The organism is Salinicoccus luteus DSM 17002, assembly GCF_000712035.1.
Lineage (GTDB): Bacteria > Bacillota > Bacilli > Staphylococcales > Salinicoccaceae > Salinicoccus > Salinicoccus luteus.
This window is the reverse complement of record NZ_JONV01000008.1, coordinates 87,380-102,659: the sequence shown is the minus strand read 5'-3', so window position 1 is coordinate 102,659 and position 15,280 is coordinate 87,380. Positions and strand designations below refer to the sequence as shown.

Annotated in this window: 16 protein-coding genes; 8 read left to right on the top strand and 8 right to left on the bottom strand. The window is 46.1% G+C overall.

From position 1 onward, the window contains the following. Window positions 1-64: 64 nt before the first annotated feature. Window positions 65-973 carry a glycine betaine ABC transporter substrate-binding protein gene (locus BO53_RS0105285; protein ID WP_211250559.1) on the bottom strand — a complete coding sequence of 303 codons (909 nt, stop codon included), beginning with the start codon at window positions 971-973 and terminating at the stop codon, window positions 65-67. A gap of 222 nt (window positions 974-1,195) precedes the next feature. Between BO53_RS0105285 and BO53_RS0105280 the strand changes: the two genes are divergently transcribed. The 6 genes from BO53_RS0105280 to BO53_RS13335 all read left to right on the top strand — a co-directional run bounded on the left by BO53_RS0105280 (window position 1,196) and on the right by BO53_RS13335 (window position 6,146). Beyond that, a complete protein-coding gene (locus tag BO53_RS0105280; RefSeq protein ID WP_175288520.1) occupies window positions 1,196-1,414 on the top strand; it encodes a heavy-metal-associated domain-containing protein in 219 nt (72 codons plus the stop codon). 150 nt (window positions 1,415-1,564) lie between these two features. Beyond that, on the top strand, window positions 1,565-2,521 hold the full coding sequence (locus tag BO53_RS0105275; RefSeq protein ID WP_031546248.1) for a zinc-binding dehydrogenase: 957 nt from the start codon (window positions 1,565-1,567) through the stop codon (window positions 2,519-2,521). 164 nt (window positions 2,522-2,685) lie between these two features. Then, window positions 2,686-3,108 carry a hypothetical protein gene (locus BO53_RS0105270; protein ID WP_031546247.1) on the top strand — a complete coding sequence of 141 codons (423 nt, stop codon included), beginning with the start codon at window positions 2,686-2,688 and terminating at the stop codon, window positions 3,106-3,108. A 384-nt stretch (window positions 3,109-3,492) separates the two neighbouring features. After that, on the top strand, window positions 3,493-4,002 hold the full coding sequence (locus tag BO53_RS14230) for a helix-turn-helix domain-containing protein (RefSeq protein ID WP_483826407.1): 510 nt from the start codon (window positions 3,493-3,495) through the stop codon (window positions 4,000-4,002). Window positions 4,003-4,007: 5 nt separating this feature from the next. Continuing rightward, window positions 4,008-4,373 (top strand): hypothetical protein, encoded by a 366-nt coding sequence (locus BO53_RS14225; protein WP_483826406.1) that lies wholly within the window; start codon window positions 4,008-4,010, stop codon window positions 4,371-4,373. Between the two features lie 558 nt (window positions 4,374-4,931). Continuing rightward, window positions 4,932-6,146: a coiled-coil domain-containing protein gene (locus BO53_RS13335; RefSeq protein ID WP_037341815.1), complete on the top strand. Its 1,215-nt coding sequence runs from the start codon at window positions 4,932-4,934 to the stop codon at window positions 6,144-6,146. 218 nt (window positions 6,147-6,364) lie between these two features. On the opposite strand, the gene BO53_RS0105250 is transcribed toward BO53_RS13335, so the two are convergent. From BO53_RS0105250 to BO53_RS13860, 6 genes are all read right to left on the bottom strand, one after another. After that, a complete protein-coding gene (locus BO53_RS0105250) occupies window positions 6,365-8,260 on the bottom strand; it encodes a heavy metal translocating P-type ATPase (protein WP_031546244.1) in 1,896 nt (631 codons plus the stop codon). A gap of 197 nt (window positions 8,261-8,457) precedes the next feature. Then, window positions 8,458-8,682 carry a hexameric tyrosine-coordinated heme protein gene (locus BO53_RS0105245; protein WP_031546240.1) on the bottom strand — a complete coding sequence of 75 codons (225 nt, stop codon included), beginning with the start codon at window positions 8,680-8,682 and terminating at the stop codon, window positions 8,458-8,460. 219 nt (window positions 8,683-8,901) lie between these two features. Further along, window positions 8,902-9,396 carry an SRPBCC family protein gene (locus BO53_RS0105240; protein WP_031546238.1) on the bottom strand — a complete coding sequence of 165 codons (495 nt, stop codon included), beginning with the start codon at window positions 9,394-9,396 and terminating at the stop codon, window positions 8,902-8,904. A gap of 87 nt (window positions 9,397-9,483) precedes the next feature. Beyond that, window positions 9,484-10,218 carry an SDR family oxidoreductase gene (locus BO53_RS0105235; RefSeq protein ID WP_031546236.1) on the bottom strand — a complete coding sequence of 245 codons (735 nt, stop codon included), beginning with the start codon at window positions 10,216-10,218 and terminating at the stop codon, window positions 9,484-9,486. Window positions 10,219-10,392: 174 nt separating this feature from the next. Beyond that, on the bottom strand, window positions 10,393-10,731 hold the full coding sequence (locus tag BO53_RS0105230) for a TM2 domain-containing protein (protein ID WP_031546234.1): 339 nt from the start codon (window positions 10,729-10,731) through the stop codon (window positions 10,393-10,395). A gap of 238 nt (window positions 10,732-10,969) precedes the next feature. Beyond that, on the bottom strand, window positions 10,970-11,188 hold the full coding sequence (locus BO53_RS13860) for a hypothetical protein (RefSeq protein WP_156956094.1): 219 nt from the start codon (window positions 11,186-11,188) through the stop codon (window positions 10,970-10,972). Between the two features lie 127 nt (window positions 11,189-11,315). Here BO53_RS13860 and BO53_RS0105220 point away from each other — a divergent pair, with 127 nt between their 5' ends. Further along, window positions 11,316-12,194 (top strand): alpha/beta fold hydrolase, encoded by an 879-nt coding sequence (locus BO53_RS0105220; protein ID WP_031546232.1) that lies wholly within the window; start codon window positions 11,316-11,318, stop codon window positions 12,192-12,194. 209 nt (window positions 12,195-12,403) lie between these two features. Here BO53_RS0105220 and BO53_RS0105215 read toward each other — a convergent pair whose 3' ends face one another. Beyond that, on the bottom strand, window positions 12,404-13,186 hold the full coding sequence (locus BO53_RS0105215; RefSeq protein ID WP_031546230.1) for a CHAD domain-containing protein: 783 nt from the start codon (window positions 13,184-13,186) through the stop codon (window positions 12,404-12,406). Between the two features lie 338 nt (window positions 13,187-13,524). On the opposite strand from BO53_RS0105215, the gene ggt reads away from it, so the two are divergent. Beyond that, window positions 13,525-15,240, top strand: a complete 1,716-nt coding sequence (ggt, locus tag BO53_RS0105210; RefSeq protein ID WP_425414479.1) for a gamma-glutamyltransferase — start codon at window positions 13,525-13,527, stop codon at window positions 15,238-15,240. Window positions 15,241-15,280: the final 40 nt, after the last annotated feature.

Below are 15,280 nucleotides of genomic sequence, written 5' to 3'. Positions count from 1 at the left end.
CCCTTGGATAATTCCAATGGAAAAGCTAAAATCTCCATCAATATTGATGGAGATTGCTTCATCCCTATTCCTTCGGTTCCAGATCTTCAATGGAATCGATATCCATGTACTCAGGCACTACAAATCCGTTCTGGGCACCGACCAGATTTTCACCCAGGTCGACAAATTCACCTTCGTATTCCTCATAAAGGTGACCTTGTGTTGAAGGGAGCCATGGTGAAATCGTGGCATCTGCGCTGCCGCTTGCGATGCTTTCAAACAGTATTGCAGGGTCGACTTCCGTTATCGCAATATCGTACCCCAGGTCGATGAATACTTGTTCGATGACCGCTGCTGCAGCCTTTTCTGATTCCCAGGGCATTGATGCGAGCTCGATTTCCTTGCCATCCACTTCCTCGACGCCTTCAGTCCACTCCTCTACCATATCCTGGTTATCCTCCAGCCATGAAGCCGCTGCAGTTTCAAAGTCCGATTCTTCTGCGTCAAACATGACCTGTTCCAGATCTTCAATTTCCCAGTTGAAGTTATCAAGCAGCTGATATGCATTCGGCATGTCCTCCTCAAGACCGAGGCGCGTGAGCGTATGTACTGATTCCACTTCCCCCATTTCGGCCTTCGGATCATCCAGCATCTTCAGGTCGTACTGGATGAATTTATGGTGCGGTGTCCATCCTGTCACAACAATCGGATCCTCGTTTTCGATGGCATCCTGAAGCTCCGCCATCATCCCGGCAGTCGAGCTTTCCTGAAGTTCCCATCCTTCCAGATTATCGTATGACTCCAATGTGTTATAGGCTGACTCCGTTATCCCTGCTCCCGGCTCAATCCCAGTAATGGTGTACTCCATTTCTTCACTGTAATTTCCACTTTCCCCATTCCCTGCCGACTCATCCTCAGCTCCATCATTGCCGCATGCAGCAAGGAAGACAATCGACGAAATGCCGACCGTCATCAGGCTCTTCAATAATTTCACAAATCACAACACCTTTCCTGAAATAATAAAATTTTATTAAAAATTGACATTAGTAAAGGTTAACATAGACGGAGGATAATTCAAGATGGCCTGGAAAGCCAATATTATTAAGTCTTCCATAATATCTTCGCCATAATTGACGTGCGTCAATTTTTATTTCCCTCTTTTGCCTCATAATAGTAAGTGAGATAGGAAGACACTACTAAGGAGAGGAAGAACATTATGAAGACGAATCTTAAGACGGAAACATTCACCTGCCCAAGCTGCATCAAGAAGATTGAAGGCACATTGAACAAGAGTGATGGTGTGGACACAGCGAAGGTGCTGTTCAACTCCAGCAAAGTCAAAGTGGAACACGACGAGAACAAAATCAGTCCTGATGAAATCAGGGGACTCATCGAAAAGCTCGGCTACGAAGTCGAAAGCGTCAAATCAAGCTAATAATCCATATCAACTAAGTGAATGGGAGTGTAGAAACTCCCTTTTCCTTTTTGGCTCGATGTGCATTCTGGTTTAGGAAGAAGAAGCAAGGGAAAATTATAAGTAGTAGAGTCCTTCATCAGGACAGATCATAAAAAAGGAGTGTTCTAAATGAAAGGTTGGCAATTCACAAAAACGCATGAACCGTTGGAATTGGTCGAAAAGGAAAACCCGAAAGCTGAGAAAGACCATGTAGTCATCAAAACAGGGGCTGTAGGCCTCTGCCACTCTGATGTGGGAACGATGGAAGATGAGGGCTGGATGGCTCTAATGAACGCCCCGGTCATCATGGGGCACGAGAACGCAGGGACCATCATCGAAGTTGGTGAAGGTGTCACGGATTTCAAGGAAGGCGACCGTGTAGCCATTTGTCCGACCGGCCCATCAGGTCTGGCCCCCGGTTACGCATATGACGGTGGCTTCGGTACCCATATCCATGCCCCTGCTTCAGACCTGGTGCCGGTCCCTGATGAATTATCCATCAAAGAAGCGGCTTCAGCCACAGATGCCGGAATGACTTCTTACCATGCACTCTTCAACAGAGGCAAGGCGGAAAAGGGTATGAAAATTGCACTGATCGGTATCGGGGGACTTAGCCAATTTGCCCTGCAGGCAGCTGTCGCTAAAGGCATCGAAGACATCTATGCAGTCGACACTTCTGAAAAGGCACAGGAACTGGCCAAGAAAATCGGCGCCAAAGAAGTGGTTTCCGATATCTCAGAACTGGCCGATAAGGAACTCGACCTTGTAGTGGATTATGCCGGATTTGACGTCACCACTTCCAAAGCTTTGGAGACGGTAAGACCCGGTGGTACAGTCATACTCGTCGGCATGGGTAAACTCCAGACGACGATCAATGTAACAGACTTCATCGTGAACAGGAAACAACTGCTGTCATCAGTTGGCGGAGACAAGGAAGATATCGCAGCCATCTATGAACTGATGGCAACAGGCGGTCTCTCCCCTAAACTCTCTGAAATCACCTTCGATGAAATTCCTGAAGGAATCAATAGACTTCACCACGGTGAAGTTCAAGGGCGCCTGGTCGCCGTATACGATGAATCTTAATCACATGCTTGAAACCGGACAGGTCGTCCGGTTTCTTTTTTATATACTTCTTTTGATTGAAGTCTCCTAAAAAACAGCAAAAATACGCTTTCGCGATTCTTCCACTGTTGATTTAAAGCTTAATTTTTGTGTGGTAACCTGTACGGTAAAGGAGTGGATACCTTATGGAGATTACCGTAAAGAGAAGGACTGGGATACTCGGTGCCCTCACACCCATCCCTCTGGAGTTTAATGGAGATATGATAACTTCGCTTTCTGGTTTTCAAGAGAAAGTCGTATCAATCCCGGTGTCAGAAGGAACTTTGAAATATGTGGAGTCGCTGAATCGAAGTGGCCAGGTTCGTGTGAGACAAGGGGATGTCATTACGATAAGGAGGACCACTTTGAGCAAGGTGACACATTTGCTTTTTGTCATCACACTCCTTTATTTCCTTTCAGCCAATATTTATATCCTCGTCACTGGTGCACCATATGACCATGAATGGGCAGGGCTACTGGGGTTGTTGCTGGCCATTGCCTTCATTGTTGTTGGAATCACTTCTCTCTCCTTCAATACTTATAGGCTGGTTGTCGAGAAAAGATCATAGCCGGTAAATGCATAGAAAAGTACTGTCTCATCAGTAAGGCGACTAAATCATGAATAAGAACCTATACTATTTCTTATTAATCATTTTAAGCCTCAGTATCTTACGTTAGGGAACGCACTCTATAGAAAATGACCCCAACTTTCATTCTTCAATATGGTTCAGTGCAGATCGGCTTTCACTGTCTACAATGCTTTTTATGAGTTCAAAATCTCAATAGTAAGGAATTTACAGATAAGAGTCTTTCATGAAAACTTGAAAAGCTTACACCCATCGAAACTGTTTTACCTAATTTTCACAAATAATTAATTTATGATATAGACAGCAAGATTTATCAAAAAATACACTTCTCAACTTGTTATGATTAATACATAGAGGAGTGACATGATGGTAAACAATCTACTCATACAAGAATTAATAAAGTTTATCGAAGATAATCTTGATATGGAGCTCTCACAATCCGTTCTGGAAGAAAAATCAGGGTACTCCAAATATCATCTGCACAGGATTTTTAAATCTGAAGTAGGGATGTCACCATCGAAATACATCAGAAACAGGAGAATGGCTACCTCATCTGTGCTATTACTTTACACAGAAGTTGATATTCTTGATATTGCTTTGGGCTTTCAGTTTAATTCACAGGAAGCATTTAGTCGTGCGTTTAAAAACGTATATAGTCTATCACCTGGAAAGTACAGGAAACTAATGTCCAAAATGATTATTAAAAAAGGAGCGTCAGAGATGGAAAAAGAAAGTAATATAAAGGGATGGATGCTAAGTGGGACGCATCCACATAATTACGAAATGGGATCGATAAGAAAGTATTCCACCAAGGTCAATCAGCTGGCTATTTACAATCCAAAACTGCTGCAAATGAAAATGAATTCGCAACGATGATGCAAATGTTTAAAGCTGACCAGTTTAAAGGAAAAAGACTGAAACTATCAAGCTTCATCAAAGCCGAAAACGTAGAAAACTACTGTGGAATGTGGATGCGTGTTGATGATTCTTTAGGAGATGTACTTCAATTCGATAATATGAGCGACAGACCCATTACTTCTACAACTGATTGGAACTACTATTCGATAGTACTGGATGTTCCTGAAAGCAGTGGCTCCGTTTCTTTTGGAATTTTACTAGCGGGAAAAGGAAAAGTCTGGGCAGATGAGTTTCAATTTTCCATCGTTGATGTCTCTACCCCAACTACGAATATGGATTTAAGTCATACAATATTAGAAGAACCGACTAATTTATCTTTTGAAGATTAGGAGGCAAAAAGTTGTTAAAAAAATTTATGGTATTGACTCTATCCATCATGAACACACTTACGATCTTATTAGGGTTAGGCCCTGTGTTTGGAGAAGATGAAAACAAATAGCTTGGATTATTGTAGAACTATGTGAATTTAACAAATCAATTCTGTTAAGAAAATTGAAATCGAAAAACTCGGCTACGAAGTTGAAAGCGTCAAATTAAGCTAGAAACTCACGTCAGAGACCGGACAGGATGTCCGGTTTTTTTGTTTACCACTAACTTAAGACCAATTTTTGATTCATATAAATAAGATAGACTCTATCACACATATATACATTAAATAGCCCTAGACATTTGTTATGCATAATTCATAGACTTTCATAGTATAATTTCTGTTTAACTTCGGTCTAGGGGCTCTGCAGTTGAGAAGACCAAGGAAAGTATCAATTACTTCTAAATTAACCCAGTATAATTATTTTAAAATTAATCCCAATATTTTCTAAAATTAGAGTATACTATATGTAACTATACACACAATATGAAAGTAGGTTATGTTATTGAAGAGACTTTTGATGCTAGTGATGATCTCCCTGTTCCTCGTTGCGTGTGGAAATGAAGAAGTAACCACGGAAGATGTGGGCGATGCTAATGCCAGTGAAACTTCTGAAGAAACAGCAAAACTTAAAGAAGAAAACGAAGAGCTAAAACGTAAAAAATTAGAAAAGGAAAATGAAGAGTTACGTAAAGAACTTGAAGAACAGAAAGAATCGGAGGGTGAAGAAAACGATAAGGAAGATAGATCAAACTCCTCCAAAGATGCACAAGAATCTGAAACCGCTTCAAAAGATTCAGATGACAATCCTTCGTTAAGTGAAAATAGAGCAGCCCTTGATTTCGATATCAACTCCTCCGAGGTGAAATCCCAGCTAATCGGAACCACTACTGGTAATGCGGATGGGACGTTTGCACAAGATGCAATTATCCCAGGAATGTCACAAACAGAAGTGGAAGAAAAATATGGCCCTTACGATTTTACACTCTATACTAGCGGGGCTTCTCCTGCATTCTATGGAAACTTGGCAGTAGTATATGAACACCTTGTTCCATTCGGGCCAGGTAATGATGGGTCAGATAATACGATTGATCCAGACTATAATTATGTAGATTCTGTTTACTATTATGCAGGCATCCCAGAAGAGGACCTGTATAAAGCATTAGGGGAACCAGAAGGTTACGATGATGGGTCTAAGACACATAATGGGCTTCCGTACTACAATTATGAAGGAGAGGGCGAGGATGGCCGATATTATATTACAGGAGCTACTACTATTGGTACGCCCAACGGTAAAGTAATCGGTACAGTTAAACGCAGTCTATTTGATGAAAATCCTCATGCTGAAGATGAGGAATCTGAAGAAATTAGTGCTGATGACTTTATAACATATGAAACCCTCATCAATGAGTATCTATATCGACTGGCCGCCTACTACAATTACACTTTAAATGATGAGGAAGATGATATTTTCTATTACCTTAGAGAAGGAACCCCGGCTTATGATAAAATCACCTCAAATAAATCAAGTGGAGATTATAAAGACCATACGACCTATGAGGTAACTTTAAATGATGTCAATGATTTGGGAGATGGCACAGTAGAATTAGACGTATCTAGAGTTTACTCACATGCCAATTCAAACGGCAAAAGAGTTTCAAATGTCAATTACATTATGAATAAGGAAACCTTTGCAATCATTGACTACGCACAAGTAAGTGACACTAGCTATTAAGTGCATATACAGGAGCAAGACCAGCCCTGTTGAAATCAGTGGATTCATCGAAAAACTCGGCTACGAAGTCGAAAGCATCAAATCAAGCTAGGAATGAATACTAGAAACTGGACCTGCCGTCCGGTTTCTTTTTATTCCACCAACTTATCCTTTTCAACTATAAAACGCAGGAGAACACTGCCCCGGAATTCTGGGACAGTGCTCTTAATCCATCAATTCTAACTGTAGCGTTCCTGCAATTTCTTTTCCTTCGGTAGGCGTTCCTTGATCTTTCTGAGCCGCATTGCGTTCAGGATGACGAGCAGGATGCTCACTTCATGGATCAGCATGCCGCTGGCGAGATGGATATAGCCGTACAGTACGCCACCAAGCAGGAGGCCAACAGTGAGCAGTGCAATGGCTGTGTTCTGCAGCATGACCCTGTAGGTCATTTTGGATATTGTGAACCCGTGTGCCAGCTGTTCCATCCTGGAGCCCATGAGCACGACGTCCGCAGTTTCCATTGCGATGTCCGTGCCGCCATGTCCCATGGCGATTCCTACGTCTGCGAATGCAAGTGCAGGCGCATCGTTGATGCCGTCGCCGACCATCATCACCTTACGGCCGCGCTCCTTCTCATCTTCGATATACTTCATCTTGTCGTCAGGCATGAGTTCTGCGTGGAAGCCGTCCAGTCCAAGGATGTCGCTGACCTTCTTCGCCGAGTGGTAGTTGTCCCCCGTCAGCATGACGAGTGAACCGACGCCCTTGTCCCTGAGTGTCTGGATGGCAGTGAAGGCATCCTGCCTGATCTTGTCCATGATGGAGACGATGCCGACGATCCGGTTGTCCCGAGCGACGAATATTGCGGTGTTGCCTGCCTTCTGCCGGCCGATATATTTTGCTTCAGTATCCTTATTGAGCTCAATATTATAGTCTTCCATCAGCTTTTTGTTGCCGATGATATATTCCGCACCTTCGAATATGCCGCTTACGCCTTTACCCTTGATGGCTTCCGCGTCTTCGACAGTGCTCTTTTCGACAGGGATGGATTTCGATTTCGCTTCCTTGACGATGGTCTGCCCAAGGTGATGCTCACTGACCATCTCAACATTTGCGACCTGTCTCAGGAAGGACTCTTCTTCCGTCCCATCGAAAATTATGATGTCCGTGACAGTCGGCCTGCCTTCCGTCAGTGTGCCGGTCTTATCAAAGATAACCGTATCTACTTTCGCGAAATTGTCGATGACTTCCCCGCCCTTGATGAGGGCGCCGTTCTTCGCGCCGTTGCCGATGCCTGCAACATAGGCGACCGGTGCACCGATGATGAGTGCGCCCGGGCACGCGATGACGAGGAACGTGATGGCGAGGTGCAGGTTCCGTGTAAGGAAATAGACGACGATTGCGAGTACGACGATGGCTGGCGTATAGTATTGTGCGAATGTGTTGAGGAACTTCTCTGTGCCACTCTTCTTTTCCTGCGCCTCTTCGACCAGTTCTATGATTTTGGAGAAGGTCGTATCCTCTCCGACTTTCGTTGCTGTCAGTTCAATGTATCCACTGTCCAGCACACTGCCGCTGAAGACCTCCGCGTCTTCTGCCTTGAACCGCAGGTTGGATTCTCCTGTAATGGCTGCTTCGTTGATGTGGGCCTGTCCGCTCAGAATTGTGCCATCGACCGGCACTTTGCCGCCCGGCCGCACGATGACATGGTCGCCCGCTTCCACTTCGTCCACATCGAGTTCCATCTCTTCGCCATTCCGTATGACTATTGCCGTTGCCGGTGCCATGTCCACGAGGGACTGGATGGAGCTCCGCGTCTTGTTCAGTGTCCGCTTCTCGAGGTACGCCCCGAACAGGAACAGGAATGTGACGATTGCCGCCTCCGTATATTCCTGGATGAACATCGCCCCGATGACTGCGATGGTGATGAGGAGTTCGATGCTGAAGCTCTTCATTGTGAGTGCCATCCATGCCTTGTTGATGATCGGGCCGATTGCTGCGATTGTTGCGACGATGAAAGTAATATTTGTGATTTCACTGTAGCCGAGTATTCCGGCCACTATGCCGATTGAAATCAATGCGCCTGAAATGTACATCAATTGGTTTAAATGCCTGTTGAACCACTTGCTCATAAGTGCCACCTCTTCCTTTATTTTTAAATCCGTGCTTCCTGTTACTTATAATTATAGAGGCAGCACGTGAAATAAAAATTGACGGCCATCAAGTATCTGGGATAAGTGGAGGGGCATTCAAAATAACCTTGGATATGTCAGCATCGCTTGAAAAACGCATAATGAAAACCCTCCTTAAAACAAGGAGGGCGGATGCGCTACTTCCAATAGTCGTTTGCCGCTGCAACTGTCTGATAGTGGATGGCGATCACCTGGGAGGCCAACGTCAGGCTGTCTGCATTTTCTGCATAGATGCTTCTCAGCTTCTTCCTAACCTCTGCATCCGGCTGTGTCAGTGCAACCCCTTTGCGTGCCAACTTGATTGCCAACTCATATCCTTCCTGCGGTGTATCCGTCTTCAAACTGGGCAGCCACTCTTCCATAAGACTGATTCCTCCTTAATATGATGTATGACTCCCTTTGATTATAAAATAAAAATGGTGTAAATGTAATGTATTGTTTTAAAAATACCTTATACTGGAACTGTTCCACCTCTACCCGGAGGGGCTCCGATATGTCCACATATGTATTCAAAAAAGAAAACAGCCATTATATAGAACGGCTGTTTCCTGAGGGTAGATTCTACTCAAGAGTTCATTTCTCTACCCTTCTTCTCCATTCCCTGCCTGCTCCAATGCTTCTGCGACTTTGTCCTCCGCCGCCTTGAAGTCATGATCCTCCGATGGCTGCGGCTCTCCAGTTTCGGCAATATGCTTGATGTTTTCAACCTGGAACTGCCACCCTGTGAAATCCTGAGCCACGGGTCCGAACGCATAAGGCAGTTTCTCTTCGAATACAAGCTCTGTATAATAGCCGGAAGACTTCAGCTGCATATCCACTTCCCCGATATCCCATGTGAACCTGAGCCGCTCCGGTGCTTCATGGAGCAATACATCCATCTCTTCATACTCTCCATCCCCCAGATCGAACAGCAGCTGGTGGTTGTTTCCATCCTGTCTGAAGGACAGCTGTGGGAACCACTGCCTAATGCCCTCTGTCGTTCCGATGTAGTTGAACACCTGCTCTCTCGTCGCATCGATTTCCGTCCGTATCGTCTGATAAGCGTTGTCCGCATCCTTGTGATAGAAGATTTCCATTTTAGACCTACTTTCGAATGGTATAATTACACATAACCTATACCCTATAGAATGGAAGTTAAAGAAATAACCATCATTTGGGCGTCACTACCGTCTGAAGCCGCCTTCGCTGTTGATCACCTGTCCGGTAATCCATGCACCTTCCCTGCTGTGGAGGAACAGGAGGAGATTGGCGACATCAGAAGGCGTGCCCCACCGCTTGGCGTTGAAGCGACTTTCAATCTCCCTGTAGAGTTTTGGATCTTCAATATAGCCTGTATCCGTCGGACCTGGGTTCACGGCGTTGACACGGACATCCATCCTGCCCAGGATGTGGGAAACCTGCACCGCCAGATTGGCGACTGCCGCCTTCGATACGGCATAGGGGATTTCATCCGTCATTGGACCCAGCTCCTGGCCAGAGGTGAACAGGGTGATGCATCCCTCAGTGTCTTCAAAGTGCTTCCGGAACGCCTGGATCAGCAGCATGCTCGAAGTGACATTCGTCATCAGGTGGTTGTTGATCTCGTCGAAGGTCCAATCCTCCAATTTGCACTCTGTACTGTATGCATGACAGAGTATCATATGGCTGACTGTTCCGTGCTTCCCAAGTTCAGCAAGCAGTTTTTCCACCCCCTCCTTCGTCGAGAGGTCGGAATCCTTCAGCTTTGTGATTTTTTCCATTGACCCCTTTTTGCCTGCATCATCATAGCCGATCGCTTCGTCGTATTTGGTGGATCCGTGCGCGTAGACCTCGTAACCGGACTCCGCAAACTTCCGGGCCAATTCGCTTCCGATGCCGCCCGGCCTGCTGACGCCGGTGATCAATATTCTTTTATACATAGATGTTTCCTCCTTATCTGTTAAATATGTCATCATTTAAACAGCACTAAATAAGTAATAGTTATAGTAGATCCTATAGAGCCACTATAAGTTATATCATGCGAAATACAAATCGTTCTCTCAATTGAATAAAAAATAAAGCCTGACTAATCTCTCCAGATAGTCAGACTTTGCTCATTCTCTTGCCAATCCCAAATTAGCAATGATCTCCCTTTCTTGCATCTCATTTATAGCATCCACTCGCCCGCTGATGAAAAGGGCATCAACCAATACCCAAATCCCTGTTACAAATAGGGACAAACCAAGTGTTAACAATCCGCCGATTATAGTTGCTGCCGCCAGAGCTATGCCGTAACCGATATCCCCCATATAAAATCTATGACCTCCAAAGCCGCCCAAGAAGAACCATAAAATAAATGCTATACCCTTACTTTTTTGTGTTTTATCCATCTCACTACTGAGTATAGTGAGATCCTTCGTACTCATTTCTCTCTTTATATGTAAATTTGACATACCGTTTACCTCCTTATAATAAATTAGCCACTTTTACAAAGTATACCATATATGTATATTGTAAAATATATTTATTTGTCTGGATATTGTAGAAATCAGTTTGGCCTTCATTCATGAGGGATTTTAGTTATACCTTTGCTTTATAAACAATCCATAAAAGAGCTCTCTATGAAAAGGAGTACTTGTAAAAGAGGTCACTTTCATAGGGGGCTTATAATTTCTATTTACTTTTTACTAATCATTCTCTTTTGGCCATTTTTAATTCATGTCTCATGTCCGGAGTCGGGGGTGAGCCGACTTTGGAGAACATTACGAGTGCGAGTAATGAGAACAGGAACCCTAGTATCAGTTCGTACAGTTCGAAAGAAATGATGACACCACAACTTATGGAGAAATACAATGCCGAAATCGAGAAGATGGCAAAGCCTGTACGATTTATGAAGGGAAAGCCTAACATGATGCTTTTCTCTTAAAATTTTACAAACGATACCTTCTGTTTTAACATTATAATGTAATTATATACTGTATCGTAGCCGCTTTATGACAGCCGCAAGTCATGTTGAGAATCGGAAAGAAGGGGCTTTATGAAAACAAGACATGTTGATATTTATAGTTCCGGTGGCCATTCCATTGAATATTCAATTGCGGGTGCCAATCAGGAGCATGTACTTCTGCTCCACGGCGGACATTCCAACTGCCATGAAACTTTTTCCTTTGACGCCCTCGTGGAAAAGGGATTTACTGTCGTCCTGCCATCGAGGCCGGGATATGGAAAGACTTCCAAAGAGATCGGCGGTTCTCTGGCTGAAGCAAGTGCGCATTATATCGACCTTCTGAATCATCTTAGGATTGAAAAGGTGCATGTCATCGCCGTGTCCGCCGGCGGTCCATCCGGCATCCACCTCGCAGCGAAATATCCCGATAGAGTAAAAACACTCATCCTCCAGAGTGCCGTCACCAAAGAGTGGTTGGCAACTGACGATGCTCTATACAGGATATCCAGAATAATATTCCGTCCCCATGTTGAAAAGGCCACCTGGAAGTTGCTGTCGACATTCAACAATATCTTCCCCACCTTCGTCTATAGGCGGATGTTCCCTTCTTTCAGTACACTTTCGTATAAAGCAGCCACCGCTAAAATGGCTGAGGGGGATATAGAAGCCGTCCGAGAGATGAATGCCAGACAGACTTCCGGAGAAGGATTCCTGCTCGACCTGTCACAGACGGGGCAGATCACCGAGCAGTACTTGCAGAATATCTCCTGCCCCACTCTGATCATCCATAGTAGGAATGACGCTTCTGTCCCAACTGATCATCCAATTCATGCTCATGAAAATATACCGGACAGCCGGCTGATTATGACAGAGTCATGGGGGCATCTGATTTGGCTCGGCAAACATGCAGAAGAAATCGATGAAGCTGTTGTGAAGTTCCTGGAGCATCCGTCGGGAGGATGGGAATGATCATCAGCTGGAGCGCCGGCATCAATCGATAGTGCCACTAGCAGCGGCCAGCTTTTCAAGAATATTCTTGGATATGCTGGCCGTTGCACTGTCATCTGTTCTTCCCGGCTTTCTTTGGGCAGCCATAATGTCCATGCCCTGCACGAAGTGTATACCTATTTATCCAACCTTTCACTTCTTTAGGATTACAGAAAATGAATGGATATGTCCTATTTTTCCATAAACTTCTGCTCCTCGATCCGGCTCATGTACTGGAAGGTCATCTCGAGATCCTCATCCTCCACTTTTTCTGCCAGCTGATCAAGCAGATGCTGGTTGATCCGGGCGTCGGTCACTTCTCCGAACTCATCCTGGATCTTCTTGGCCTGTTTCATGATCTTCTTGTGCTTCTTTGAAGTCAGGCCACCGAAGTAGCGGGCGGCATATCTGAGTTTCTTCGCACGCTTACGGATGTCATGCACCGCTTCATAATCGGTCATGTCGACATTCTCATAGTCCTCGGCAAGCTTCTGGCTACGCTTCTTCAGCCGTTTGCCGATATACGCATCCCAGTCGCCGTCGATTTCGAAATAAAGTTCATGAATGGCAGAATCGGCGCTGTCAATCGCCGCCTCCGCAGTGCGGATGTTCGTCTTGTTGAATGTCCGGCGCATCTCCCTGGCGCGTTCCTGATGGAGGTATTTGAACATATCCCTGTAATGGTCGCTCAACTCCGGCTGACGCAGTGCAATGTCACTGCATAGTTTAATCAATACATCCAATTCCCTCAAAGGTCCGTATATTTGTGCGAGATCCTTCAGTTCGTGATTGAGCTTGCGATACTCCTCCTCACTGAAAGTATGCTTCAGGAAATTCAGCAGGCTCCGTACTTTTCTCGAGCTCACCCGCAGGGAATGTGCCGTCTTCGGATTATATGGATTGTTCCCGTAATCCGTATAGGATTTCTTCAGTTTTTCTGTACGCTCGTGCAGTACATTTTGCAATGCTTCCATTCTCCTCACTCCCTTTCTTTTTCTATACCCTCCCTCTTCCTGCAAATACCTTTATTTTTATGATCTGAATACTGCTTCCCTGTCACCCTGCCATAATGCATCGTTGACGCACATGGAAAATATTGCTACGATTGACTTAATAGTTGTAATATTACAAATTCAAATACTGTATGTACCACTCCCCGCCCAAACATAGCAGGACTGATCCGCCAATCCCGACTACATAATATGGACTGCATATCGATTCATGGATATCCGGACCATATTAATAAAATTTAAGGGGTGGAGTGATGAAGCAGTTTCTTGTACGTTCCAGTTTGATGTTCGGCGTGTTGCTGATGATTGTCGCGACACTATCCCAAGGCGTCCTCGCAGCAGACTATGAAGCGGATTATGGTACCGATAATAACGTTGCAGAAGCAAATGGCGGCATGGTGGTTTCAGCGCACCCGCTCGCTTCCAAAGTGGGTCTGGATATTCTTGAGTCGGATGGCAACGCCATCGACGCAGCAATCGCGATGCAGTTTACATTGAATGTCGTGGAGCCGATGATGTCCGGCATGGGCGGCGGTGGCTTCATGGTCGTCCATGACGGGGCGACGGGTGAAACGACCATCGTAAACAGCCGGGAACGGGCACCGGCCGGTGCCACACCGGATATGTTCCTCGGTGATGACGGAGAGCCGATTCCTTTTGAGGAGCGTGTCATGCAGGGGACTTCCGTGGGGGTTCCGGGCACACTGAAAGGCCTGGATACCGCGCACCAGATGTGGGGCAGCATGGCGATGCCGCAGCTGGTCGAGCCGGCAACCCATCTCGCAAGTGAGGGCTTCCCGATCGATGATGTCCTTGCATTCTCCATTGAGGACAGCCAGGAGAAACTGATGGAGAGTGCAGCGAGTGAAGTATTCTTCACTGACGGCGAGCCGCTTGCCGAAGGGGACACCCTCATGCAGGAGGATCTTGCCCATACACTGCAGCTGATCAGCGACAATGGCATCGACTATTTCTACAACAGTGAGATTGCCGAGGCGCTGGCGAATACCGTCCAGGAGTTCGGCGGTTCGATGGAGAAGGATGATCTGATGCAGTATGATGTGACGGTCGACGAGCCGGTCTGGGGAGAGTTTAAAGGCTATGACATCGCCACGATGCCGCCACCGAGCTCCGGCGGCGTATTCCTCCTTCAGATGCTCGGCATACTGGATGGTTTCGAACTTTCCCAATATGACATAAAGTCCTGGGAGAAATACCACCTGATGGCGGAGACGATGCACCTGTCCTATGCGGACCGTGGTGAGTATGCAGGGGACCCTGAATTCGTCGAAGTACCGATTGAAGGACTTCTCCACCCGGATTACCTCGAAGAGAGACGGAACCTGATCAGTCTCGATTCGGTCATCGAAGAACCGGAACCGGGCAATCCGTTCGACTACCAGGGCGGCATGGCGGACTATGATTCCGTCGACCAGCCGGGGGATAAAGTCGACGGACAGACGACACACTTCAGTGTCGCCGACCAGTACGGCAATGTCGTTTCCTATACGACCACGATCGAGCAGGTATTCGGCTCAGGCATCATGGTGCCTGAATATGGATTCATGCTGAACAATGAACTGACGGACTTCGATGCAGAACCGGGCGGTGCCAATGAAGTCCAGCCGAACAAGCGTCCGCTGAGCAGTATGACGCCGACCATCGTCTTCGATGACGGCAAACCGATGTTGACCGTCGGATCACCGGGCGGACAGACGATCATCACTTCCGTCCTGCAGACCATCATCAACAACTTCGAATATGAAATGGAACTGCAGGCGGCGGTCGAAGAACCACGCATCTTCACGAACGGCATGGAGAACTACACCTATGAGGAAGGTGTGCCGAGTGATGTCATCGACCGGCTGAACGGCATGGGCCACAACTTCGGTGACGCACCCGAGTCTCTCGGCAACGTCAACAGTATCCTGATCGACCAGGAGAACGGCACCTTCAGAGGGGTCGCCGACAGCAGCCGCAACGGGGCCGCCTTCGGCCTGGAGCCTGTAGGGCAGTAGGATTATTGCGAAATGATTTCAGGCAGACCAAAAAGCGCAT